This is a genomic window from Micromonospora sp. HB375, from assembly GCF_017872985.1.
Classification (GTDB): domain Bacteria; phylum Actinomycetota; class Actinomycetes; order Mycobacteriales; family Micromonosporaceae; genus Micromonospora; species Micromonospora chalcea.
In genome coordinates, this window is the sequence record NZ_JAGGJO010000001.1 from 3304940 (window position 1) to 3329927 (window position 24988).

The window sequence follows — 24988 nt, forward strand, 5'->3', positions numbered from 1 at the left end:
GCCTTTCGCTTGTCTCAGCTGTTCCAGTGCTCGGCGACCAGGTCGGCGGCCTGCTGCTCCCACTGGGCGTAGTGGTCGGGGTACGCGCTGACCTGGACGGTCTGGGCGGCCTTGGTCAGGGGCATGTCGCGCCAGCCGTCGACCTGCTTCAGGCCCTTCAGGAACGCGGTGGTGGAGTATTCGGGGTCGGTGATCTGCTCGACCGTGCCCCACCCGCTGGAGGGGCGCTGCTGGAACAGGCCCTGCGAGTCGTGGTCGTTGCGGTCACCGAGGTGGCCGAGGTTCTCCAGCTTCGACTCCTGCAGGGCGGTGGCGATGGAGACGACGGCGGCGCGTTCGTCCATGCCGGCCTTCTTGGTGGCGGCGATGATGGCCTTGACGTTGGCGGTCTGCTCGTCGTCGAGGTCGATGTGGGACTGGGTGCCCTGCACGCCGTGCGGGATCAGCGCGGCGCTGTCGAGCTTCGCGGCCTGCGTGGTGGTGACCGCAGCGTTGCGGGTGGTGGGGGTGCTGGTGTCGTGGTTGAGGGGGCCGGCGGCGAGGCCACCGGCGACGGTCAGACCGGCGATACCGAGGATGCTCTTGCGCAGGATCGTGTTCATGAGGGGGCTCCATTCGGGGGTCGACGCACCCGGGGGCGAGTGCGTGGGCACCGTCAGGCGCTCAGAGAAGTCTGGGGGGATCCGGCGTCTACTCACGCGGACCGCGGACGCCGGGGGTGGCGTGCGGGGCTCGCTGGTCGCGCCGGAGACATGTCCAACGACCGCCGGCCCGGGATCATTCCCGGACGCTGCCGCCCGCCTTCTCGGGCTGCGGGGGCGCTGCTGCGGTCGTTCACCAGGTATAACGCCCCGGCCCCGCAGGCGATTCCGCCGTGCGGGTGTCCCCGACCACCCCGAAATCAGACACCCGACGCAAACGGACACGCCCTCCCCGACGCCCCGCTCTCTCGTTCCGACGCATCCGGCCCACTCCGCCGACCGCTCCACCTGCGCACGCCCATCTCCGCCCCGCTCACGTAGCGCCCGCTTACGTCGCGCCCACGTCGCGTCCGCCAACGCCCGGGCTTCCCTGCCGCGTCGATCATGAAGTTGGCGGCACCTCGTGTCCGTTTTGTCGCCGTCAACCTCATGATCGTGTGGGAGGTCGGGTCGCCGACGGCAGGGCTCGCCGGAGATCTTGGTACGTAACGGCCCTTACAAGGGCGGGAACGTACCAAGATCTCCGGCGTGCGCCGCTACCTCAGGAGATCTTGGAAGGAAATGGCTCTCATAGGGGCCCAAATCTTCCAAGATCTCTGGCGGAGTGCCGCGCGAGACGAACGAGCTGCGCAATGCGACGGGCGATCACGATCGACGCGGACGGGATGTGAGGGCGGGGACGGGGTGTGAGGGCGGGGAAGGCGGGCGTCGTGGCGGGACGATCAACGTCGGGGCGTACCGCCTAGGGTGGTCTGCGTGGCGACCCTTCTGCTTCTGCGACACGGCCGGACCACCGCGAACGCCGACGGCGGCCTGGCCGGGCGGCAACCGGTCGAGCTGGACGACACCGGCCGGGCGCAGGCGACGGCGGTGGGCGCACGCCTCGCCGGGCTGCCGCTCGCGGCGGTGGTGACCAGCCCGCTGATCCGCTGCCGGCAGACCCTCGAACTGGCCCTGCCGGACGCCGAGCCCGTGGTGGACGACGGGCTGATCGAGTGCGGGTACGGCGACTGGGAGGGGCAGTCGCTGAAGAAGCTGGCGAAGGAGCCGCTCTGGCCGGTGGTGCAGCAGCACCCGAGCGCCGCCGCGTTCCCGCAGGGGGAGTCGATGGCGGCGATGTCCGCGCGCGCGGTGGCGGCGGTACGGGCGTGGGACGCGCGGGTCACCGCCGAGCACGGACCGGAGGCGGTCTGGCTCGCGTGCAGCCACGGTGATGTGATCAAGGCGATCGTGGCGGACGCGCTCGGCGTACACCTTGATCTTTTTCAGCGGATCGTGGCCGACCCGGCGTCGGTGACCGCGATCCGCTACACGCCGCTGCGGCCGTTCCTGGTCCGGCTCAACGACACCGGCGGCGACCTGTCGGCGCTGGTCCCGCCGCCGCGCAAGCGGCGCCGGCGCGCGGCGCGGCCGGCCGAGTCGGACGCGGCGGTCGGCGGGGGCGCGGGCGCGGCCGGATAGCCGGCCCGGCGCGGCGCGTTCGCTCTGGGCGGATTCGGCGTCGGTGGGCTGCGCGGCACTTCCACGCGCCGGATAGGGTCGTGGGTATGACGCACCAGGTGCACGCCTTCGAGCCGCCGGAGCGGTTCGTCGCCGGTACGGTCGGCCCGCCGGGGGAGCGCACGTTCTTCCTCCAGGCGCGCGGCGGCGGCCGGCTGGTCAGCGTGTCGCTGGAGAAGGTCCAGGTGTCGTTGCTCGCCGAGAAGCTCGAGGAGCTGCTCGCCGAGGCGCAGCGCCGCTTCGGCGTGCAGCTGCCGGAGGCCGCGCCGCCGACGGGCGGCGACAACGAGCCGCTCGACACCCCGGTGGACGAGGAGTTCCGCGTCGGCACGCTGGGCCTGGCCTTCGACGTGGACACCGCGACAGTGGTGATCGAGGCGATCGCCGTGGGCGAGGCGGAGGTCGAGGTCGAGCTGGGCGACGCGGACGACGACGCCGACGAGGAACCGGACGAGCCGGACGACGACCTCGACCGGCTCCGGGTCCGGCTGACCCCGGAGGCGACCCGCGAGTTCATCGAGCGGGCCAAGCGCGTCGTCAACGCCGGCCGTCCCCCCTGCCCGCTGTGCGGGCAGCCGCTGGACCCGGCCGGTCACCTCTGCCCCCGGAACAACGGCTATCACCGGTGACGTCGTCGGAACTGCAGCCCCGACAGGACGGCGCCGAGGCGCTGCGGCTGCTCGCCGACGGTGAGCTGACCCTGGAGGGGCGGCTTGTCGACGCCTCCAACGCCACGCTGCGCGCCGTCGTTGCGCTCGGCGACGTCACCGCCCACTGTGTCTACAAGCCGGTACGCGGTGAGCGCCCGCTGTGGGACTTCCCGGACGGCACGCTCGCCGGCCGCGAGGTGGCCGCCTACCTGGTGTCCCGGGCCACCGGCTGGGACCTGGTGCCGCCCACGGTGCTGCGGGACGGCCCGTTCGGTCCCGGCTCCTGCCAGCTCTGGATCGACGAGCCGGACGACGCCGAGCCGCTGGTCGGGTTCGTGCCGGCGGGGGAGATCCCGCCGCGCTGGTTCCCGGTGGCCGCGGCCCGCGACGACGACGGCGCCGCGTACGCGCTGGCGCACGCCGACGACCCGCGCCTGGCCCGGCTCGCCGTGCTCGACGCGGTGATCAACAACGCCGACCGCAAGGGCGGTCACGTGCTCGTCGGCCCGGACGACCGGATCTACGGCGTCGACCACGGCGTGAGCTTCCACGTCGAGGAGAAGCTGCGTACGGTGCTGTGGGGCTGGGCCGGCCGCGAGCTGCCGCCGGACGCTGTGGAGATGCTCGACGGCCTGGCCGGTCAGCTTCGCGGCCCGCTCGGTGAGGAACTCGCCGAGCACCTGACGATCGGCGAGACGGCGGCGCTGGCGGCCCGCGTCGAGCGGCTGCGCGGGACCGGCCGGTTCCCGCTGCCTCCCGAGGAGTGGCCGGCGATGCCCTGGCCGCCGATGTGAGCCGCTGTCGCGTTGATCACCCGTAGGGCGGCACCCGAGCGTCTGACGGATCGTTAGGCTGGCGGTCATGGAGTCTTGGGCGGGACACGAGGTGCCGCGGCTGCCCGGCGAGGGCGTGCCGCTGCGGTTGTACGACTCGGCGCGGCAGGGCGCCCATCCCAGCCGGCCCGAGGGCGCGGCCTCGATGTACGTCTGCGGCATCACCCCGTACGACGCCACGCACCTGGGGCACGCCGCCACCATGATCGCGTTCGATCTGGTGCAGCGGATGTGGCGCGACGCCGGCCTCGACGTGCGGTACGTGCAGAACGTCACCGACATCGACGACCCGCTGCTGGAACGCGCCGAGCGCGACGGCGAGGACTGGAAGGTCCTGGCCATGCGGGAGACCGCGCTGTTCCGCGAGGACATGGAGGCGCTGCGGATGATCCCGCCGGCGCACTACGTCGGCGCCGTCGAGTCGATCCCGGAGATCGCCGAGAAGGTGCTGGTGCTGCTCAAGGACGGCGCGGCGTACCGGCTCGACGACGGCACCGGCGACGTCTACTTCGACATCTCCGCCGCCCCGCGCTTCGGCTACGAGTCGAACCTGTCCCGCGAGGAGATGCTCGAACTGTTCGCCGAGCGCGGCGGCGACCCGGAGCGCGCCGGCAAGCGCGACCCGCTCGACCCGCTGCTGTGGCGCGGCGCCCGCGAGGGCGAGCCGTCCTGGCCCGGCGGCGAACTCGGCGCGGGCCGCCCCGGCTGGCACATCGAGTGCACGGTCATCGCGTTGAACCTGCTCGGCGACCGGATCGACGTGCAGGGCGGCGGCAACGACCTGATCTTCCCGCACCACGAGTGCTCCGCCGCGCACGCCGAGCGGCTCACCGGCGAGGCGCCGTTCGCCGACCACTACGTACACGCCGGCATGATCGGCCTGGACGGCGAGAAGATGTCGAAGTCCCAGGGCAACCTGGTCTTCGTGTCCCGGCTGCGGGCCGACAAGGTCGACCCGATGGCGGTGCGGCTGGCGCTGATGAGCGGCCACTACCGCACCGACCGCTCCTGGACCGAGGATCTGCTCACCGAGGCGCGGGAGCGGCTGGGCCGCTGGCGGCGGGCCGCCGCCGCGCCGGCCGGGCCGTCGGGGGCGGCGTTGCTGGCCGAGGTACGCGAGCGCCTGGCCGACGATCTGGACACGCCGGGCGCTCTGGCGGCGGCTGACCGTTGGGCCGACGGAGCGTTGAACGGCGTCACGGACGACCCGGAGGCCCCGGTGCTGTTCACCGACACGGTCGACGCGCTCCTGGGCATCGCCCTGTAGCCGTTCCGCCCGGCCGCCCGCGCACCCGTCCCTCGCTCACCCGTCCCCGCCCCCGCGCCGCGCCTCGTCCTCGCGTCGCTCCCGCCTCGCCTCGCTCCCGCCTCGCCTCGCCGATCTTGCACTTGCGGCCCGCCTTATCGCCGTTTCGCCCCAGTTTGCGGGGTCCGAAACCGCAAGATCGCGTCGCTCGGCGGGCGGGTGGAACGTGACGGGTGTCTCGAGGGCGGTTTGACACCCACGGTGTTCCACCCGGCACGACCCGACCCGGGGGCTCCGTCCGGGCGTGGCCGTTCCGGGAGCATGTGTGCGCCGGCCCCGCCGGCACGCCTCGGCGATCTTGCACTCGCGGCCCCTGGAGCGTCGGAAATGCGCCGTCTGCCGGGGCGGAAAGTGCAAGATCGCCGGGGCGGGGCAAAGCGGTCAGCCCAGGACCAGGCCGGGGTCGGGGTCCTGGTCGGGAGCCGGGGCGGGGATCCTGTACTCCTCGGTGAGCGTGGTCATCGGGCCGGGCCAGGTCGCCTGCGCGACCTCGATCGGCTTGCGTCGCTCGTCGTACGCCACGTGCAGCAGGTGCAGCACCGGCGTGTCGGGTCGGATCTGGAGGATCTCCGCCTCCTCCCGGCTGGGCTGGCGCGCGCTGATCGTGTCGGTGGCGGTGACGTACCGCCGGCCGGTGACCTCCTCGGCCTCCTGGTAGAGCGGGCGGCCGAACGCCTCGGCGCGTTCCAGTGACGTGCCGGCGGTGTCGGCGGGCAGGAACCAGGACGCGCCGACCTCGACCGGGGAGTCGTCGGTGCGTACCAGGTGCCGGCGGCAGAGCAGTTCGGTGCCGTCGGCGACGCCGAACGCGTCGGCCACCTCGGCCGGGGCGGGGGAGCGGCCGACCGAGACGAGTTGCTGGCGGTACCGGGCGGCCAGGTCGGTGTGGTAGCCGCGAAAGCCACCGTACCGGCCCCGGGACAGGCGGTTGAGGCGGCGCCGGGTGCCCCGGACGTACGTACCGGAGCCGGGTTTGGTGATCAGGATGCCCTCGACCCGCAGCTGGTCGACGGCGCGCTGCACGGTCTGCTTCGCCACGCCGAACATCTCGGCGATGGCCGGGATGGACGGCAGCCGCTCGCCGGGACCCCAGTCGCCGCGGCGCACCTGGGCCTTGAGCTGCGCGGCGATCTGCCGGTGCGGGAACTCGGCCGCGCCGGGGTTGATCTGCATCCGGGCCTCCTCAGAACAGCTAGGTTCCTAGGATGCCCTAGAGGGTGTGACCGCGCCACCCCGGACACGCAGAAGCCGGGCCCCGGCAAGGGGACCCGGCTTCGACGGAAAACGGCTACCAGGAACCCGCTGTCGGCCCGGCGGAACCGCCGCGGCGACGCAGGTACTTCTCGAACTCCTGGGCGATCTCGTCCCCGGTCAACGGGGTGATGCCGGCGTCGCCGACCCGTTCCTCCAGCTCACGCACGTACTCGCCGAGTTCCGCGTCCTGCTCGGCGGCGCTGCGCACCCGCTGCTCCCACTCGGCGGCCTCCTCGGCCAGGTCGGCCATCGGCACCGGCAGGTCGAGCACCTCCTCGACCCGGTGCAGCAGCGCCAGCGTGGCCTTCGGGCAGGGCGGGTTGTTGGCGTAGTGCGGCACGTGCACCCAGAACGACACCGCGTCGACCTCGGCGCGGGTGCAGGCGTCGTGCAGCACGCCGACGATGCCGGTCGGCCCGTCGTACCGGGTGGGGGTGAGCTGGTAGCGCTTGGCGGCGTCGGCGTCCGACGCGCTGCCGCTGATCGGCAGCGGCCGGGTGTACGGCACGTCTGCCAGCAGCGCGCCGAGCAGCACCACCCGCTCGACCTCCAGGCTGTGGCAGATCTCCAGCACCTGCTCGCAGAACGTCCGCCAGCGCATGCTCGGCTCGATGCCCCGGATCAGCACCACGTCCCGCTCGGTGCCCTCCGGGCTGGCCACCATGAACCGCGTGGTGGGCCACTCGACGCGCCGGGTCTCCCCGTCGGCCATGGTGATCGTCGGACGGCTGACCTGGAAGTCGTAGAAGTCCTCCGGGTCCAGCTCCGTCACCTGCCGGGCCTGCCAGACCTGCTCCAGGTGTTCCACGGCGGCGGTGGAGGCGTCGGCGGCGTCGTTCCAGCCCTCGAAGGCCGCGATGGCGACCGGCGAGCGCAGTACCGGCAGCCCGTCGAACTCGGTCACGCCGTCACCTCACCCTGCTCGTCGGGCGCGGCGTCGCCCCGTCGCACTGTCGCACCCCTGTTGTCCTTCACGTCCGCCAGCCTACGTGCCGCCGACGGGGCCGGCCCGTCGGCCGCGCCGGTCGCCGAGGGTGACCACCCGGGCGTACCGGCGCAAAGGCGTACGCCGGTCGGCCGGGCAGTATGTGGGAAGGCCCGGTTCGGGTGAGTCTGGCGTACTCGGGCGCACTAACCTGGGCCATGTGCCTATTTCGTTGCGTGACCTGCTGGCCGATCGGATCCTGATCGCGGACGGCGCGATGGGGACGATGCTCCAGGCCGCCGATCTCACCCTTGACGACTTCGACGGCCTCGAAGGCTGCAACGAGATCCTCAACGTGACCCGGCCGGACGTGGTCCGAGGCGTGCACGACGCCTATCTGGCCGCCGGCGCGGACTGCGTGGAGACCAACACGTTCGGCGCGAACCTGCCCAACCTCGCCGAGTACGGCATCCCCGGCCGCATCCGGGAGCTGTCCGAGGCGGGCGCGCGGATCGCGCGGGAGGCCGCCGACGAGTACGCGACGCCGGAGCACCCCCGGTTCGTGCTCGGCTCGATGGGCCCGGGCACCAAGCTGCCCACGCTCGGGCACGCGACCTACGCCTCGCTGCGCGACGCGTACCAGGAGAACGCCGCCGGTCTGATCGCCGGCGGGGCGGACGCGCTGATCATCGAGACCTGCCAGGACCTGCTCCAGGTCAAGGCGGCGGTGGTCGGGTCGAAGCGGGCCCGCGCCGAGGCGGGCCGGGACGTGCCGATCATCTGTCAGGTGGCGGTGGAGACCACCGGCACGATGCTGCTGGGCAGCGAGATCGGCGCGGCGCTGACCGCGATCGAGCCGCTCGGCGTCGACTTGATCGGGCTGAACTGCTCGACCGGCCCGGCGGAGATGGGCGAGCACCTGCGCTACCTGGCGCAGCACTCGCGTATCCCGATCTCGGTGATGCCGAACGCGGGCCTGCCGGTGCTCACGGCCGACGGGGCGTACTTCCCGCTCAGCCCGGACGAGCTGGCCGACGCGCTGGAGCGGTTCGTCACCGACTACGGCGTGGGCCTGATCGGCGGCTGCTGCGGCACCACCCCGGAGCACATCCGGGTGCTGGTGGAGCGCCTCGGCGGGCGGGCGCCGGTGGCGCGGGCGCCGAAGCCGGAGGCCGGGGTCTCCTCGATCTACCACCACGTGCCGTTCGCCCAGGACGCCAGCATCCTGATGGTGGGGGAGCGGACCAACGCCAACGGCTCGAAGGCGTTCCGCGAGTCCATGCTCGCCGGGGACTGGCAGGCCTGCGTGGAGGTCGCCCGCAGCCAGGCCCGGGACGGCTCGCACCTGCTCGACCTCTGCGTCGACTACGTGGGCCGCGACGGCACGCAGGACATGCGGGAGCTGGCCGGGCGGTTCGCCACCGCGTCGACGCTGCCGATCGTGCTGGACTCCACCGAACCGGCGGTGATCGAGGCCGGCCTGGAGATGCTCGGCGGCCGGTGCGTGGTCAACTCGGTCAACTTCGAGGACGGCGACGGCCCCGACTCCCGCTACGCGCGGGTCATGCCGGTGGTCAAGGAGCACGGCGCCGCCGTCGTGGCGCTGCTCATCGACGAGGAGGGCCAGGCCCGCACCCGCGAGTGGAAGGTACGGGTGGCCTCCCGGCTGATCGACGACCTGACCGGCCGGTGGGGGATGCGTCGGGAGGACATCCTCATCGACGCGCTGACGTTCCCGATCGCCACCGGGCAGGAGGAGACCCGCCGCGACGGCATCGAGACGATCGAGGCGATCCGGGAGATCGCGGCCCGTTATCCGGGCGTCAACTTCACCGCCGGCATCTCCAACGTCTCGTTCGGCCTCAACCCGGCGGCCCGGCAGGTGCTCAACTCGGTGTTCCTGCACGAGTGCGCGCAGGCCGGGCTGACCTCGGCGATCGTGCACGCCAGCAAGATCCTGCCGATGTCGCGGATCCCGGACGAGCAGCGCGAGGTGGCGCTCGACCTGGTGTACGACCGGCGCCGCGAGGGCTACGACCCGGTGCAGCGGTTCATCGAGGCGTTCGAGGGCGTGGACGCGGCGTCGGCGCGCGCCACCCGGGCCGAGGAACTGGCCGCGCTGCCGCTGGACGAGCGGCTCAAGCGGCGGATCATCGACGGTGAGCGCAACGGCCTGGAGGCCGACCTGGACACGGCGATGGCGCAGGGGCGTACGCCGCTGTCCATCATCAACGACCTGCTGCTGGACGGCATGAAGGTGGTCGGCGAGCTGTTCGGCTCCGGCCAGATGCAGTTGCCGTTCGTGCTCCAGTCCGCCGAGGTGATGAAGACCGCGGTGGCGTACCTGGAGCCGCACATGGAGAAGACCGACGACGACGGCAAGGGCCGGATCGTGCTCGCCACGGTGAAGGGCGACGTGCACGACATCGGCAAGAACCTGGTCGACATCATCCTGTCCAACAACGGCTACGACGTGGTCAACATCGGCATCAAGCAGCCGATCAACGCGATCCTCGACGCGGCCGAGGAACACCGCGCCGACGCGATCGGCATGTCCGGCCTGCTGGTCAAGAGCACAGTCATCATGAAGGAGAACCTGGCCGAGATGGCCTCCCGCGGCGTGGCCGAGCGCTGGCCGGTGCTGCTCGGCGGCGCGGCGCTGACCCGCGCGTACGTGGAGGACGACCTGCGCTCGATCTACCCGGGTCAGGTGCACTACGCCCGCGACGCGTTCGAAGGGCTGTCCCTGATGGACCGCGTGATGGCGGCCAAGCGCGGCGGCGCGCCGGTGGTCGACCCGGAGCGCGAGGCGGCGCTGGCGGCCCGCCGGGAGCGCCGCGAGCGGCAGCGCGCGCAGGTGCGCGAGGCCCTGCCCGAACTGGACGACGCCTCGGTCCGCTCCGACGTGGCGGTGGACGTGGCGGTGCCGAAGCCGCCGTTCTTCGGCACCCGCGTCGTCAAGGGCGTGCCGCTGGCCGACTACGCGGCGCTGCTGGACGAGCGGGCCACGTTCCTGGGCCAGTGGGGGCTGCGCGGCGCCCGCGGCGGCAAGGGCCCGTCGTACGAGGAACTGGTCGAGACCGAGGGCCGGCCCCGGCTGCGGTACTGGCTGGACCGCCTGATCTCCGACCAGGTGCTGGAGGCGGCCGTGGTGTACGGCTACTTCCCGGCGTACTCCGAGGGCAACGACCTGGTGGTGCTGGACGAGAACGGGCACAGCGAGCGGGCCCGGTTCTCCTTCCCCCGGCAGCGGCAGGAGCGGCGGCTGTGCCTGGCCGACTTCTTCCGGCCCAAGGGCGACCAGCTCGACGTGGTGGCGTTGCAGCTGGTCACCGTCGGGCAGCCGATCAGCGAGTACACGGCGAAGATGTTCGCCGGTAACGAGTACCGCGACTACCTGGAGGTGCACGGCCTGTCGGTGCAGCTCACCGAGGCCCTCGCGGAGTACTGGCACCGGCGGATCCGCGCCGAGCTGGTGCTGCCCGGCGGCGGCACGGTCGCCGACGAGGATCCGGCCGACCTGGCGGGTCTGCTGCGCACCGACTACCGGGGCTGCCGGTACGCGTTCGGCTACCCGGCCTGCCCGGACCTGGAGGACCGGGCGAAGATCGTGGAGCTGCTGGGCGCGGAGCGGATCGGGGTGCAGTTGTCCGAGGAGTTCCAGTTGGTGCCGGAGCAGGCCACCGACGCGATCGTGGTGCACCACCCGGAGGCGAACTACTTCAACGCCAAGTGATCGCCGCAAGCGCTCTGACTTGCCTCTGGACACTCGGAACGCCCCTGATTTGCAAGATCATGCTTTTCCAGGTCGTCGGGGGTGTCCGGGGCCGCCGGCGGAGGCGTGGTCGATCGCGCTGCAGGTGCGGTCCTCGCTGCGGTCGGGGGCTGCAAGACGAATGGGTCGACAGGGCCGCAAGTAGCCGTCACCAGATTACGCCGTTCATTCGATAGACTCGATGTCTTAGCTAGGAGTCAGCGTTCTGTTCGGCGATAAGCTGTTTTAGTTGTGCCGCCTTGAGTATCTCGTTGGTTGCGTTATAGGCACGCAGGAGGATTGGGAGCGCGATGTTTCTGAACTTGGGGTCGTCGCTTTCTCGTCGTGGTTCGAGTATCGAGATTATCTCTCTGTAGGCACCTTTTCGATCAAGGACGGTTGAGAGAGCGGTGGCGGCGATGAGATCGTTTGGCGCCTCGGATACGGCCTCGCGTAGGGCGGTCGTCGCCTTATCCGTCGCGTCAGGCTCGCCGGAATCCTTGAGGAGAATGCCGTATTCCCTGAAAATCAAGGAGCGGTCCGCTCCGCGTGCAGGCGCGTTTGCCGCTGCTTGCGTATACATTCTTATGGCCCCTGTAAGATCGCCGCGCCTGTGCCGAAGGAATTCGCCGTACAAGCGGGCCGCCCGCCATGAACGCGGCGTACGTTGGAGAGCCTGTTGGAAGAGCTTTTCTGCCGAGTCGTTTCTACCCTCGCGTTGCGCTGCAATTGCGAGATCGACCAAGGCGGCATCATCTGCCGCATTGCCCTGCCGGAGTTCTCGGACGATCAACCGCTCGTCGGTGCTTTTGACGTCGAGCGCCTCGAACCAGTTCCGAAGCTGTCGGTGGAGACTTGCGGCGAGGCCGGCGTCTGATCGCACGTCGCTCTGCACAAATGCGCGGGTAATTGGAAGAAGGGTATAGCAGTAGTCGTTGCGGGCTGTGTCAAATTCTCGAACTGCAAGCGAGTCGTTCACCAGATCGTCAAGCGAGTCGATTACGTCTGAGCTGCCATAGCTTGTACAGGCTGCGATCGCCTCAATTGGAATTGCTTGTTGCAGCACGCCGAGGATCTGCAACACGCTTCGCTCGACAGGCGTCAGGTTGTCAAAGACTCGTCGGAAAGAAAATTCCAGTAGCTCCTCTCCGTGGCGACCTATGGTTCTTGCGGCGTCGGCGCTCGAAATAGCTTCAGCGACGGATGAGCTTCGAGCAAAGGCCCAGCGAATTGCTAGCGGAATGCCGTTCCAGGCTGAGCCTACTCGCAGTGCCTCACTAGCAGTGATCTGGCCGATGTGCTTGAATGTTGGCTGCTTCGCCAGCATCATCACAAATGACACGACTTCCTTGTCGGTCATCTGGTGGACATCGACTGGCCTGACTGCGACGCGCACCCGGGACCGTCGGGACGTTACTATGCCCTTGACGCCTAGCGGTAGATTGTCGAGGAATCTGATGATTCGCGCATCGTCGACCGTCTCAAGATTATCTACATATACCAAGCCTTTGTCGCTGGCGAGGAGCAATTTGACTTGCTCTTCCTTCTCCTTCACCGGCAGTTCATGAAGGTCTGGAAACTGAAGAACATCAGCGATTTCGTCAAGAAGGCGCTCGTAGCTCGTTAGTCGGTTACTTAGGCCGACAATGCCGGTCGCAGTGAGCTCGCGGTCCTTTGCTGTCATGCTCACGATGTAGTTGAATTCTTTGCTGTCGTAGGCTTTCAGCACCGCCCAGGTTGCGAGCGCCGTCTTTCCCATGCCTCCAACGCCGACTAACGAGGTGACTGCGGTCCGTGGGTCGCGTAGAGACCGTTCGACCTCCCTGCCGACCGCGGTCCGTTCAATAAACTCTTCATATTCCGGCATTAGAATGCGAAACTGTGGTATGTCTACTGCGAGCGTATTGCCTACTACGGGCACGCGAAGGGACTGGATCCATTCATCAGCGGCTGTGGGTGACATGACATTGGTGCTGTCGCCATTTCGGAGTGAAGTTCCGCCCTTTTCGAACTTCCGCTTGCCGTTTATCATCGGGGCGCCAGAGCGAAAGCGTGCCGGGACGGGGCCGCGGGGAGGTATTAGTGCCACCCCTAGATAGCGTTGATCGGTTTGAATGAATTCGCGACTGTACTCTACGAATATATTGTCAGGTAGGAAGCGTCGCAGTTGATCATTAAAGGTCTTGCTATCAAGGAGAGATGTTGCGCCGACAAACTTGAAAGACTTGTCATCTATTCCAAAAAACAGCAGGCCGCCCTGCTGGTTGTGGAATCCAAGGACGTCGGAGGCGATATTTGCCCAGGCATTTTCTGCGTCCCTCCCGCGACGAGGAGGGCAGTCACTCTTGTAGTCCCACAGTTCGCCTTCACGGTGGTAGCCCCAGCGAATATTGAAGTCGCGGTCGAACATCAGCCTGACTGCAAGTGAGATGTTCTTCTGTCGGACGGCCTGAGCTATCGCGTCACTCATTGTCCCCGCTTCGCGTAGAGGTTGGCGGGAAGTATATCGATTGGCCGGGCCGGCACGCACGCCTAGCTCAACGAGCGGGAGGCTACCGAGGACGCTCCCCTGTCGAGGGTGCTCCCGACTGGAGCGGGCGTGGCCGTCATTCCTCAGGCGGGGCGTGACGCGAATAGTCCGTTGTGTCACGCGATGTCTCTGTCGGCAGTGAGCGGTACGAGTCGCTTGCAAGGGGGTCGCTGTCCCCGTTGCTGATCCGAGCGTTGCCTCATCTTGCCTCCTCGGGTAGAGGCGTTGCCCGTCTTGGTTCCAGTTGTCGAGTCAGGAGGCGTGGGCAGACGGCAAACCCGAGTGCGGCACTGATGCATGTGGGAACGTTGGACCGGGACGACCGCATCACCGGCGCGTCTGTGGCAGGGCGAGTTCAGCCATGTGCTGGCGTAGAAGGCGAGCAGCAGCGCAAGGGCCAGCCTGAACCAACTGTCGCCGTTCCGACGGCTCGCAACAAACCCACCAACAGCCCGGCGCTGCCGAGCCCGACGAAGCGCCCGCCGTGGCGGCGGACGCCCCGAAGCGTCGACGTGCCGGTCAGCCGATCAGCGTGACCGAGTAGTCGTACGTCGTCCCGGTCACCGAGTACGTGGCGGTCTGCCCGTTCTCGCAGTACGACACGAAGCTGCTCGGGGTCCGCGTCGCGCCGGCCACCGCGTCGACCACCGGGCGGACGTCGGCGCCGACCGGCAGCGCCGTGGTGGTGAGATCGATCGTCCGCGACTGGTTGATCGGGTAGGTGTCGGTGTTCGCCGTCTCCAGGCCGTTGCTCGCCTGAACGCTGAAGGACATCACGAAGGCGGCGTTGTTCACCACGGCGATGCGCTGAACGCAGGGTTCGGCCTGCGCGCTGGCCGCGGAGGCCCCAGCCAGTGCCGATGCACCGGCGGCGAGCGTCCCGGCGAGTGCGGCTCCGACGAGCCTGGCGCGGAAGGTCATGGTGTCACCTCTCGGTCGAACGTGGCGCCGGGCGCCGACTGGCGGCGCCCGGCGTTCGGTCCATATCGGAGTGCCCGCACGTTTTCGATCGAACCCTGCGAATCGATAATGTTCTGTGGCCCGGCCCACGCCGCCCTCCCTCGCGGACGGCCGGGCAGCTCTCAGGCACGTCCCGGAGGGAGTGCGCGCAGGCTTCGCGTCAGGGCGGGAATCATCACCGCGGCCGCGACCAGGTGCAGCGCGACCAGCGTGACGCTCGTCGTGGCGGCGGCCCCGACGAGGAACGGCGGCGCCAGCGACAGCGCGGTCAGCGCCACCGCCGTCCACACGAACCGCGACGCGGGACGCGCGCTGAACCGCAGCAGTACGGCGGCGATGACGACCCCGACGAGGGAGAAGAATCCGGTCACCACGGTGAAGCCGCCGAGCGGGATGGCCTCGTCACCGCCGTCCGGGATCGCGAAGTCGACGCCGGCGGCCCGCGCGAGCGCCGCGCCGAGCGTGGTTGCAGTCATCGCGACGAGTGTGGCGACGACGCCGGTGACGGCGAGCCGCCGGAAGCCGTGCGAACGGCGAGAGCCCACGCCGGTGCCGGTGCTGCTGATCATGTCGCTCCTCCAGAAGTCGGGGGTCAGGACTCGTACCGTCGCGGTACGACGGCCGGGGTTGCGCAGCGCGCGTACGCCGGTGCCGCGCAGCCAGAAACCGGCGTCGCGGCGCAGGACCGGCCCGGGCGCGCCGTCGCGCAGCTCCAGCTGCACCCGTCCGCGTGTGACCACGCCGTACGCGTGCTGCCACTGGGCCGCGACCACCGCGACGCGCGCGCCGCCGGGCAGCGCGAGCGTCCGCACCGGCACTACGGGGTACGGTCGGCCGGCAGGCGCTCGGGCAGCCCGAGGCGCGGGAACTGGTCGGCGTGGAACGTGACGATCTCGGTGATCGCCCCGCCGGTGACGCGCAGGGCGTCGACGGTGAGCGGCAGGTACGCGCCGTCGCTCTCCTGCCACAGGTAGAACGCGACGGCGGGCTGCCGGTTCACGGCGGTGGGCACGGCCCGCATGCTGCCCAGGCTCTCGAAGCCGTCCGCGACCCAGTCGGCGACCACCGCGTCCCGGCCGATCTGCAGCCCCGGGGTGGGGGGCATCGAGCAGCGCACGTCGTCGCGCAGCATGGCGGCGAGAGCGGCGACGTCCTTGGCGACGGCGGCGTCGGTGAAGCGGCGTACCAGCTCGCGGGTGCGGGTGTCCGCCTCGTCGCCGGTCCAGTCCTGCCGCTGCGCGGGCAGGTGTTCCCGCATGCCGGCGCGGGCGCGCTGCAACGCGCTGTTCACCGAGTTGACCGAGTCGCCGAGCAGCTCCGCGACGTCCTTGGCGGGCCAGCCGAGTACGTCGCGCAGGATCAGCACGGCACGCGGGCGTGGCGCGAGGTGCTGCACCGCGACCAGGTACGCCAGCTCGATCGTCTCCCGCGCCACCGCGACGGCTTCCGGCTCGTCCGCGCCGGCCGCGGGCAGCTCGTCGAGCAGCCGGTCCGGGTAGGGCTGCAGCCACCGCACCTCGCCGCCGGTCGCGGGCTCGGGACGGCACTTGGCCAGCAGGTCCAGGCAGGCGTTCGTGGCGATGCGGTACAGCCAGGCCCGGAACGTGGAGCGGCCGGCGAACGTCTCGCGCCGCCGCCAGGCGCGCAGGAACGTCTCCTGGACGGTGTCCTCGGCGTCCTCGAACGATCCGAGCATCCGGTAGCAGTGCACGTGCAGTTCCCGCCGGTGCCGCTGCGCCAGCCCGGCGAACGCCGGCTCGTCGACCTCAGCCAGGTCGCGTACGTCCAGCTCCGCCCGCCGTGGCTCCGCACCCATCACGTCATCCTCCCGCGTCGTCGTGTCCCGTCGTCTGTGTGACGGGAACGGGCGCGGAAACTCATCACCGCGCCGTCAGCTCGTGCGCGGGGCGTACATGATGATCGCGACGCCGACCAGGCAGATGGCCGCGCCGGCGAGGTCGTAGCGGTCGGGCCGGAACTTGTCGACCACCATGCCCCAGGCGAGCGACCCGGCGACGAACACGCCGCCGTAGGCGGCGAGGATGCGGCCGAAGTTCGGGTCCGGCTGGAACGTGGCGACGAATCCGTAGGCGCCGAGCGCGATCACCCCGGCGGCGATCCAGAGCAGGCCGCGGTTCTCCCGCCAGCCCTGCCACACCAGCCAGGCGCCGCCGATCTCGGCGAGCGCGGCGAGCAGGAACAGCAGGATGGACCGGACGACAGTCATGCGTCAGACCGTAGCCGGGCGCGAGGGTCGCGACGCCTGGCACGGCGACCTGCTGCGCCACCTGCGGGCCGCCCGGTCCGCAGGCGTGATCACCAGCCGCCACCTGCGGCGACGTCGGGAATACGGCTGTGCTCGGCGGCCCGGCGGACTACCGTCACCGGAGTACGGGCCGACGCCGGACCAGGCGGCGCGTCCACGCCCCCGCCGTCGGCGTTGACGTGGCGGAAACGCCCGAGGGCGAGCATGGGTACGACGAAAGGGGCGGACATGACCGACGAGGTGACGTCGCAGGTCCCGCCGGACCCGGCTCCCGTGCTGAGCGCGCCCGCCGGCACCGGGCCGGTCGGACCGCCGAGCAGCCTGGACCTGTGGGCGCGTGCCCAGGTGCTGCACCGCTGCTTCGGCGACGACGACGGCGAACCGCACATCATGCGCGGCCTGGACTGACCACGCCGCTCAGCGCACCGTCACGCCGGCCCGCGCCAGCGTCTCCCACCAGGACGCGAGGTCGGGCACCGGCTCGGCGCGGGCGCTGAGCTCGTCCAGCCGCCACAGTTGTTCCCTGCTCGGTGACGGTGAGACGGTGGCACCCACGCCGACCAGGGCGTACCGGTGGCCGCCGACGGTGAGCAGCATCGTGCCGAAGATCGTTCCCCGGGCCTCGACCTGCCCGACGGGCGCGGCGAACACCTCCGCGCCGCGCCGGTCGCCGGCCCGCAGCCAGCCCTCGTCGAGGGTCATCAGCACCGGCACGCACCGCAGGCCGTTCCAGAGGCTACGTCGCCAGTAGACAATTCCGGCGTACGACGGGTGCGGCTCCATCCCGGCGACGGTACCCGGGCCGATCCAGCGTGACCGGCGCGGGCGCCCGGGAGGCCGTCGCCTGGTGAACGTTTCCCGGCGGCCGTGCGTGTGAGCCGGTGAGCATCACCGGCGTCCGCCGGGGGTACTGCTGCGGGACACGGGTACGAAAACCGGGAGGTCATGGTGGGGGACAGGGCGGGACGTCAGGGGCGCGGGCCGATCGCCGGGCTGGTGGTGGCCGCGCTGGTCGCGGCTGGCTGCATGGCCGGCGGCGTCGACCAGGGCGGGCCGCAGCAGCCCGCACCCCCGCGCAGCGCGCAGCCCGAGTCGCAGACCACCCGGGCGGACGGCACCACGAGCGTCGCCGAGTTCAAGCAGGACATCGAGGACGCGGTCCGGCTGGCCGAACGGTACTGGGCGCAGCAGTTCCGCGCCTCCGGTCAGCGGTTCACCCCGATCCGGCGGGTGGTGGCCTACAGCCGGGAGGGCGAGGTGGCCTGTGCCGGGCAGGGCCTGCCGCGCAACAACGCGGTGTACTGCTCGGCCGGCGACTTCATCGCCTACGACGTGAACTGGTCGGTGGCGGCGTTCCGGCAGATCGGCGACGCGTTCCTGTTCTACCTGCTCGGCCACGAGTACGCCCACGGCATGCAGGTGCGGCTCGGCATCCGCTACAACTTCACCATCCAGCAGGAGCTGCAGGCCGACTGCATGGCCGGGGCGTACCTCGGGGACAGCGTGCGCGCCGGGGTGCTGGAGCTGGAGGACGGCGACCTGGAGGAGTTCCGGGAAGGGCTGCTGGCGGTCGGCGACGACCCCGACCAGCCGTGGTTCGCCGAGGGCTCGCACGGCACCGCCGAGCAGCGCAGCGATTCGTTCTTCCGGGGATACGAGAAGTCGCTGGGCGCGTGCGGTCTCGGGTGATGCCGCGGGTCACCAGGGTCGGGGACGGTTACGGGCGGGCCCGGCGCGGCTGGCAGGATCGGCGGGGTACCCGTATCGAAGGAGGCCCCCGCTGAGCAGCAAGCACCCCGCCGCCGTGCTCTTCGACATGGACGGCACGCTGGTCGACAGCGAGAAGCTGTGGGACGTCGCGTTGCAGGAACTGGCCGCCGTGTACGGCGGTGTCCTGTCCGACGACGCCCGCCGCGCGATCGTCGGTACCGGGATGGCCGACGCCATGCGGATCGTGCACGACGACCTGGGCCAGCCGGAGCGGGACGTGCAGGAAAGCGCCGACTGGATCAGCGCCCGGATCCTGGAGCTGTTCCGCACCGGGCTGCGCTGGCGTCCGGGCGCGCTGGCGCTGCTGCGGGCGGTACGGGACGCCGGCATCCCCACCGCGCTGGTCACCTCCAGCGGCCGGTCCCTGGTCGAGGTGGCCCTGGACACGCTGGGCCGGGACAGCTTCGACGCGGTGGTCTGCGGCGACGAGGTGGACGCGGCCAAGCCGCACCCGGAGCCGTACCTGACCGCCGCGCGTCTGCTGGGCGTACCGGTCGAGCGGTGCGTGGCGATCGAGGACTCACCGACCGGCGTGGCGAGCGCGCTGGCAGCCGGTGCGGCGGTGCTGGCCGTTCCGGCCGAGGTGCCGCTGGCGCCCGCCGACGGCGTACACCAGATGGAGAGCCTGCTCGGGGCGGACCTGGAGCTGCTCGCGGCGCTGCTCAACCGTTAGGAAGGGCCCCTTCTTATGCACGAGGCGTTAAGAAGGGGCCCTTCCTTTCACGTCAGTCGTGGGCGATGGCGCCCAGGACGTTGATCCGCGCGGCGCGGATCGCCGGCAGCACCGCGGCGACCACGCCGATGATCGCGGCCAGGATCAGGAACGTCACCATCTGACCCCACGGCAGGATCAGGTCGGTGATGCCCTCGTCCTTGAGCGCCTCCACCACCGCCGCGCCGAGACCGGTGCCGACCACCACGCCGAGCAGCGCGCCGAAGATCGAGATCACCACCGCCTCGACCGTGATCATGCGCATGGTCTGGGCGCGGCGCAGGCCGATCGCCCGCAGCAGACCCAGCTCCCGGGTGCGTTCCAGCACCGACAGCGCGAGCGTGTTGATGATGCCCAGCACCGCGATCACGATGGCCAGCGCCAGCAGGATCTGGATCATCTGGAGCAGGGAGTCCAGCTGACCGGTCTGCTGCTCGATGAACCCGGCCCGATCGGCCACCGACACCTCGGGGCTGTCCGCCAGCAGCCGCTCGATCTGCGGCTGCACCGCGTCCACCGACGTGCCGGGGGCGAGCTGCAGGAAACCCTGGATCGGCTGCGGGATGGCGAAGTCCGCCGTTGCCTGCGGCGGCAGCGTCACCGGGTTGGTCAGCTGTGAACTCTCGTAGATGCCGCTGACCGTGTAGGTGCGGGCGTCGCCACGGGACAGCTGCACCGGCACCGTCGAACCGACGCTGAGGTTGCGTGCCTTCGCGGTGTCCGAGCTGACCAGCATCTGGTCCGGCGCCAGCTTGCTGATGTCACCGGCGGCGGCCTTCGCCCCGAAGATCTGCTGCAGCGCGGCCACGTTGCTCGACACGGCCACCCAGGTCCGCTCGCCGCCGACCACTGCCATGTCGCCGTACTCGCCGTCGACCATCTGCACGCCCGGGATCGCGGCGGCCTTCTCCAGGACCGCCGGGTCGAAGCTCGCCGGACGCGGCCCGGACGTGGACCCGGAGATCACCAGCTCCGCCTTGATGGTGTCCTCGGCCAGCGCGCCGATGCTGCCCTTGGCCGAGTCCAGGATCACCGTCACGCCGGTGACCAGGGCGATGCCCACCATCAGCGCGGCGGCCGTGATCGCGGTACGGCGCGGGTTGCGGCCCGAGTTGAGCCGGCCCAGCTTGCCCGGCACCGACCAGGAGAACATCGCGCCCAGCAGCGAGACCACCGGCCGGCTGATGATCGGGGTCAGCAGCGCCACCCCGATGAACGCGAACAGCACGCCGCCGAGGATGGTCGCCAGGGTGCTGTCGCCGGCGTGCCCGCCGAGACCGAGGAACAGCAGCACCGCGCCGATGCCGGTGACCACGGCACCGCCGATGGTGACCTTGGTCAGCGGCCGGTCCGGCGTGGCCACGTCCTGCATCGCGGCGATCGGCGGGATGCGCGAGGCGCGCAGCGCGGGCAGCAGCGCGGCGACCACAGTGATGAGCATGCCGACCGCGAACGCGCCGATCACCGCCGAGGCGGGCACGCCCAGCCCGGCCAGGGTGAGACCCCCGGCGAGCTGACCGAACAGGTACGCCAGCAGCGCGCCCACGCCGATGCCGGCGGCGAGCCCCAGCACCGAGGCGATCAGGCCGACCGCGAGCGCCTCCAGCACCACCGAGCCGATGACCTGCTTGCCGCTGGCCCCGATCGCGCGCATCAGGGCCAGCTCACGGGTGCGCTGCGCCACGATGATCGAGAACGTGTTGAGGATCAGGAACGTGCCGACCAGCAGCGCCACCGCGGCGAACCCGAGGAGGATCTTGTTGAAGAACGACAGCCCTTCCTTGAGGCCGGCCGAGGCGTCGGCGGCGAGCTGCTCGCCGGTCTTGACCTGGTAGTCGGCACCCAGCGTGCGGGCCAGCTCGTCGCGCAGCGCGGCCGGCGTGGTGCCGTCGGCGGCCTGGACGCTGATGTTGCTGAACACGTCCGGCTTGCCCAGCATCAGCTGCTGCGCCACCGGGGTCGTGAAGTGGACCTCGTTCGCGCCACCGATCGAGTCCCGGCCGCCGCTGTAGCCGAACACGCCGACGAGCGTGAACTCCTTCTTCGGTGCGAGGGTCAGCACGCCGACCCGGTCGCCGACCTTGACCTTGCCCGCCTCGGCCAGCGCGGCGTTGATCACGATCTCGTCGTCGGCCTGCGGGCCGCGGCCCTCGCGCAGCTCCAGCAGGTCGCTCTCACCGAGCCAGTTCTGGCCCAGCTGCGGCGGGCCGAACGAGGTGACCACCTTGCCGTTGCTGCCGATCATCCGGGCGCCCTCGGCGGCCACCACGCCCTCGGCGTCGGCGACGCCGGGCACCGCCTTGACCCGGTCCAGCACCGACGCCGGCATCGGAGTGCTCAGCGGCATCCCCTCCGCCGTGGAGACGTCGATCTTCGGCTTGGCCTCGACGCTCACGTCGACCTCGGCGTACGCGTCGGCGAAGACCGCGTCGAAGGACCGCCCGAGCGTGTCGGTGAGCACGAACGCGCCGGAGACGAACATGACGCCGAGCACCACCGCCAGCCCGGACAGCAGCAGGCGCAGCTTGCGCGCCAGCAGGCTCTTGAGCGTTGCCCGCAGCATCAGTTGCCCACCTCGACCGGGGCGTCCAGCTTCTTCATCGTGTCCAGCACCGTCTCGGCGGTCGGCTCGATCAACTCCGAGACGATCTGCCCGTCGGCGAGGAAGACCACCCGGTCGGCGTACGCGGCGGCGGTCGGGTCGTGCGTGACCATGACGATGGTCTGGCCGTGCTCGCGTACCGAGTTGCGCAGGAACTTCAGCACCTCGGCGCCGGAGCGGGAGTCCAGGTTGCCGGTCGGCTCGTCCGCGAAGATCACCTCGGGGCGGGCCACGAGCGCCCGGGCGCACGCCACGCGCTGCTGCTGGCCACCGGAGAGCTGCGCCGGGCGGTGCCCGAGCCGCTCCCGCAGGCCGACCGTGTCGATCACGACGTCGTACCAGGCCGGGTCGGGCTTGCGCCCGGCGATCGACAGCGGCAGCAGGATGTTCTCCTGCGCGGTGAGCGTCGGCAGCAGGTTGAACTGCTGGAAGATGAAGCCGACCTTGTCCCGGCGCAGCTTCGTCAGACCGGCGTCGTTGAGACCGGTCACAGTGGTGTCGCCGATCATCACGGTGCCCTTGGTCACCGTGTCCAGACCCGCGAGGCAGTGCATCAGTGTGGACTTCCCGGAACCCGACGGCCCCATGATCGCGGTGAACCGGCCGCGCTCGAACTCGGCGCTCACCCCCCGCAGCGCGGCGACCTGCGCCTCGCCGCTGCCGTACACCTTCCACACATCGTTCGCCCGGGCCGCGGCCTGCTCTTGGCCTACCGTCGCGGTCACGTCATGTACCTCTTCCGTCTGTCGTTCTCAATGCCGCACCGCCCCCGCTGGTCGGTGCGGCGGAATCCATCCTCGGGGTCGCGAGCCCGAAAGCCCTCCGACCTGGGGTGGAATCCGTGCCGATCTTCCGGTGAGGGTCGACCCCCATCCGGGCTCAGGGTGACCCCTGACCGGCAGGCGACGCCGACGCTAGAGCCTCACCCGGCGTGATGGTCAACACATCAGCCCCGCCGCTGGTCACGGTAGGTGACCCGCGCCACCTCACCGCCCCGGACGAACCAGACCCGTCTCGTACGCGAGCACGACCGCCTGGACCCGGTCGCGCAACCGTAGCTTCGTCAGCACGTGCCCGACATGGGTTTTCACAGTCGTCTCGCTGACCGACAGCACCCGGGCGATCTCCGCGTTGGACAGACCGCGCGCCATGTGGGTGAGCACCTCCCGCTCCCGGTCGGTCAGCGGGTCCAGCGCCCGCGCCGGCGCGGCGGCCGGATCGGGCAGCAGCTCGGCGAAGCGGTCCAGCAGCCGGCGCAGGATGCGCGGAGACATCGCCGCGTCCCCGGCCGCCACCGTGCGGATCGCCGCGACCAGGTCCTCAGCCGGCACATCCTTAGTCAGGAACCCGCTGGCGCCGGCCCGCAGCGCCCCGACGACGTGTTCGTCCTGCTCGAACGTGGTGAGCACCAGCACCCGCACCGGTAGCCGCGCGGACACGATCGCGCGCGTCGCGGTCACCCCGTCCATCCGCGGCATCCGGATGTCCATCAGCACCACGTCGGGCAGCAGCCGCCGCGCCAGGTCCACCGCCTCCGCGCCGTCGCCGGCCTCACCCACCACGTCCAGGTCGTCCTCCGCGCCCAGCACCATCCGGAATCCGGTACGCAGCAGCGGCTGGTCGTCGGCGAGCAGAACCCGCACCGGCCGGGACACGGCGCCGTCGGTCATGCGTCCCCCTCGTCGTCCGGGCGGCGGTCCGGCCGGGACCCGTCGGCGCCGGCACGCGCGCGATCCGCCCGGCGTGAGCCGGGCCGCGGTAACCACCGTAGAGGTCACCGGTCGCGCGGTCGCCGATCAGGCCGCCCCGATCCCGCAGGTTGGCCGGGCTCCGTGCGCTGCGGTGACCTGGGCCGGACTCGCCCGGACCGGGGAGCGCCGCGCGCCCGCTCGGCGAGCCCGTCCCGGCTGCTGGCGCATGCCCGCACGCATGATCGACTCCACTTCGCCGAGGTGGCTGCATCCCACCCCCGTCGACCCCGCCACCTCGCCGAAGTGGCCCGTGTGCCCGGTCATCACCGACCGGAAGGGCCGGCGGCGGGGGCGGGCGGTCAGTTCGGCCACCATCGAGCAGGCCAACTCGGTGTGGTCGGCCCACTCCCATGACGCTCCGCGCGCCGGGTCCGCATCGGGATTGGACGCGCTCCGCGCCGTGCCGCGTCGCGGGATCGCGGGCGCGCTGCGCGCCGGCCCGGCGCGGAAAAGCCCGCCGGTCCGGGACGGGTCCGGCCAGGCGTCAGCCCGGGCACCTTCGGGCGGGAGCGGAGGTTACTCGTCGGCGCCGGGCGCCACCGGGCGGGAGCGGGCGTCCACCAGCGGGTCGGGCGCGGCGGCGGCCACCGGGAACGGCGGCGGCGTGCCGCCGTAGCTCGGGCACAGCGCCTGGTGGCTGCACCAGTCGCACAGGCGGCTCGGGCGGGGCCGGAAGTCCTGCCGGGCGGTGGCCTGCTCGATCGCCCGCCACAGCGCCACCACTGTGCGCTCGAAGCGCACCAGCTCGTCGGCGTCGGGGGCGTAGTCGCAGACCTCGGCGTCCTTGAGGTAGAGCAGGCGCAGCACCCGCGGCACCACGCCCCGGGTGCGCCACAGCACCAGGGCGTAGAACTTGAGCTGGAACAGCGCCCGCGCCTCGAACGCCTCGCGCGGCGCGCCGCCGGTCTTGTAGTCGACCACTCGCAGCGCGCCGTCGGGCGCCACGTCGAGGCGGTCGAGGTAGCCCCGGATGAGCAGTTCGTCGTCCACCACCGCGGAGATCAGCGCCTCCCGCTCGGCCGGCTCCAGCCGGCGTGGGTCCTCCACCGCGAAGTAGCCGTCCAGCAGCGCCGTCGCCGACCGGAGGAACTCCTGCGGACCGGTGGTGTCGCCGTCGGCGAACAGCGAGGCCAGCTCCGGCTCCTCGGTGACCAGCCGGTCCCACTGCGGCGCGACCAGATCACCGGCCGACTCCGGGGTGCGGGCGGCGGCCGGAAGGTCGAACAGCCGCTCCAGCACGGCGTGCACGAGCGTGCCCCGGGCCTGCTCGACAGTCGGCCGCTCGGGCAGCCGGTCGATGCTGCGGAACCGGTAGAGCAGCGGGCAGGTCTTGAAGTCGGCCGCCCGGGACGGCGACAGCGACGCCCGCACCGTGACCGGCGCCGGTGCCGTCTGGTCGCCGTGGCTGTCGATCATCGGTTCCGCCGTCATGCCCGGAAGGTTAGGCCACGCCTGTGACACCGCCACCGTCGCC

General features: G+C 70.9%; 22 protein-coding genes. 8 read left to right on the forward strand and 14 right to left on the reverse strand.

The genetic code is table 11. The features are described 5' to 3' along the window. Positions 1-14: 14 nt before the first annotated feature. Entirely contained in the window at positions 15-602 is a 588-nt protein-coding gene (locus J3R08_RS15165; RefSeq protein WP_209961693.1) for a hypothetical protein, read from the reverse strand. A gap of 846 nt (positions 603-1448) precedes the next feature. On the opposite strand from J3R08_RS15165, the gene J3R08_RS15170 reads away from it, so the two are divergent. From J3R08_RS15170 to mshC, 4 genes are all read left to right on the forward strand, one after another. Continuing rightward, positions 1449-2162, forward strand: a complete 714-nt coding sequence (locus J3R08_RS15170) for a histidine phosphatase family protein (protein WP_043324425.1) — start codon at positions 1449-1451, stop codon at positions 2160-2162. A gap of 86 nt (positions 2163-2248) precedes the next feature. Continuing rightward, entirely contained in the window at positions 2249-2830 is a 582-nt protein-coding gene (locus J3R08_RS15175; protein WP_043324423.1) for a DUF3090 domain-containing protein, read from the forward strand. Beyond that, positions 2827-3645: an SCO1664 family protein gene (locus tag J3R08_RS15180; RefSeq protein ID WP_209961694.1), complete on the forward strand. Its 819-nt coding sequence runs from the start codon at positions 2827-2829 to the stop codon at positions 3643-3645. Before J3R08_RS15175 ends, J3R08_RS15180 begins: the two co-directional genes overlap by 4 nt. 67 nt (positions 3646-3712) lie before the next feature. Further along, positions 3713-4951 (forward strand): cysteine--1-D-myo-inosityl 2-amino-2-deoxy-alpha-D-glucopyranoside ligase, encoded by a 1239-nt coding sequence (gene mshC, locus J3R08_RS15185; RefSeq protein ID WP_209961695.1) that lies wholly within the window; start codon positions 3713-3715, stop codon positions 4949-4951. 420 nt (positions 4952-5371) lie between these two features. Here the strand turns inward: mshC and J3R08_RS15190 are convergent, their stop codons facing one another. Together J3R08_RS15190 and J3R08_RS15195 are read right to left on the reverse strand one after the other, a co-directional pair. Then, entirely contained in the window at positions 5372-6163 is a 792-nt protein-coding gene (locus J3R08_RS15190) for a GntR family transcriptional regulator (RefSeq protein WP_064446114.1), read from the reverse strand. 115 nt (positions 6164-6278) lie between these two features. Then, entirely contained in the window at positions 6279-7148 is an 870-nt protein-coding gene (locus J3R08_RS15195; protein WP_030504102.1) for a PAC2 family protein, read from the reverse strand. Positions 7149-7389: 241 nt separating this feature from the next. Between J3R08_RS15195 and metH the strand changes: the two genes are divergently transcribed. After that, positions 7390-10905 (forward strand): methionine synthase, encoded by a 3516-nt coding sequence (gene metH / locus J3R08_RS15200; protein WP_209961696.1) that lies wholly within the window; start codon positions 7390-7392, stop codon positions 10903-10905. A gap of 229 nt (positions 10906-11134) precedes the next feature. On the opposite strand, the gene J3R08_RS15205 is transcribed toward metH, so the two are convergent. From J3R08_RS15205 to J3R08_RS15230, 6 genes are all read right to left on the reverse strand, one after another. Further along, the gene (locus J3R08_RS15205) at positions 11135-13393 is read right to left on the reverse strand and encodes an ATP-binding protein (protein WP_209961697.1); all 2259 of its coding nucleotides are present in this window, start codon (positions 13391-13393) and stop codon (positions 11135-11137) included. A 579-nt stretch (positions 13394-13972) separates the two neighbouring features. Next, positions 13973-14374: a hypothetical protein gene (locus tag J3R08_RS15210; protein ID WP_209961698.1), complete on the reverse strand. Its 402-nt coding sequence runs from the start codon at positions 14372-14374 to the stop codon at positions 13973-13975. A 161-nt stretch (positions 14375-14535) separates the two neighbouring features. Continuing rightward, positions 14536-15231, reverse strand: coding sequence for a DUF6069 family protein (locus J3R08_RS15215; protein ID WP_209961700.1), 696 nt, complete (start codon positions 15229-15231; stop codon positions 14536-14538). Then, positions 15231-16232, reverse strand: coding sequence for an RNA polymerase subunit sigma-70 (locus J3R08_RS15220; protein ID WP_374102381.1), 1002 nt, complete (start codon positions 16230-16232; stop codon positions 15231-15233). Before J3R08_RS15220 ends, J3R08_RS15215 begins: the two co-directional genes overlap by 1 nt. Before the next feature lie 72 nt (positions 16233-16304). After that, positions 16305-16640, reverse strand: coding sequence for a YnfA family protein (locus J3R08_RS15225; RefSeq protein ID WP_043324404.1), 336 nt, complete (start codon positions 16638-16640; stop codon positions 16305-16307). Positions 16641-16729: 89 nt separating this feature from the next. Continuing rightward, positions 16730-16909, reverse strand: coding sequence for a hypothetical protein (locus J3R08_RS15230; protein WP_157560772.1), 180 nt, complete (start codon positions 16907-16909; stop codon positions 16730-16732). On the opposite strand from J3R08_RS15230, the gene J3R08_RS15235 reads away from it, so the two are divergent. Then, positions 16908-17087: a hypothetical protein gene (locus J3R08_RS15235; protein ID WP_043324402.1), complete on the forward strand. Its 180-nt coding sequence runs from the start codon at positions 16908-16910 to the stop codon at positions 17085-17087. The genes J3R08_RS15230 and J3R08_RS15235 overlap by 2 nt on opposite strands. Positions 17088-17096: 9 nt before the next feature. Here J3R08_RS15235 and J3R08_RS15240 read toward each other — a convergent pair whose 3' ends face one another. Next, a complete protein-coding gene (locus J3R08_RS15240) occupies positions 17097-17462 on the reverse strand; it encodes a hypothetical protein (protein ID WP_209961705.1) in 366 nt (121 codons plus the stop codon). A gap of 165 nt (positions 17463-17627) precedes the next feature. Here J3R08_RS15240 and J3R08_RS15245 point away from each other — a divergent pair, with 165 nt between their 5' ends. Next, positions 17628-18368: a neutral zinc metallopeptidase gene (locus tag J3R08_RS15245; protein WP_209964230.1), complete on the forward strand. Its 741-nt coding sequence runs from the start codon at positions 17628-17630 to the stop codon at positions 18366-18368. Positions 18369-18483: 115 nt separating this feature from the next. Further along, the gene (locus tag J3R08_RS15250) at positions 18484-19122 is read left to right on the forward strand and encodes an HAD family phosphatase (RefSeq protein ID WP_104112479.1); all 639 of its coding nucleotides are present in this window, start codon (positions 18484-18486) and stop codon (positions 19120-19122) included. 52 nt (positions 19123-19174) lie between these two features. Here the strand turns inward: J3R08_RS15250 and J3R08_RS15255 are convergent, their stop codons facing one another. From J3R08_RS15255 to J3R08_RS15270, 4 genes are all read right to left on the reverse strand, one after another. Next, a complete protein-coding gene (locus J3R08_RS15255; protein WP_209961706.1) occupies positions 19175-21724 on the reverse strand; it encodes an ABC transporter permease in 2550 nt (849 codons plus the stop codon). Then, a complete protein-coding gene (locus J3R08_RS15260) occupies positions 21724-22488 on the reverse strand; it encodes an ABC transporter ATP-binding protein (protein ID WP_043324396.1) in 765 nt (254 codons plus the stop codon). Before J3R08_RS15260 ends, J3R08_RS15255 begins: the two co-directional genes overlap by 1 nt. 261 nt (positions 22489-22749) lie before the next feature. After that, positions 22750-23433 (reverse strand): response regulator transcription factor, encoded by a 684-nt coding sequence (locus tag J3R08_RS15265; protein WP_064446104.1) that lies wholly within the window; start codon positions 23431-23433, stop codon positions 22750-22752. Positions 23434-24030: 597 nt separating this feature from the next. Continuing rightward, positions 24031-24945: a PD-(D/E)XK nuclease family protein gene (locus tag J3R08_RS15270; RefSeq protein ID WP_069089793.1), complete on the reverse strand. Its 915-nt coding sequence runs from the start codon at positions 24943-24945 to the stop codon at positions 24031-24033. Between the last annotated feature and the right edge of the window lie 43 nt (positions 24946-24988).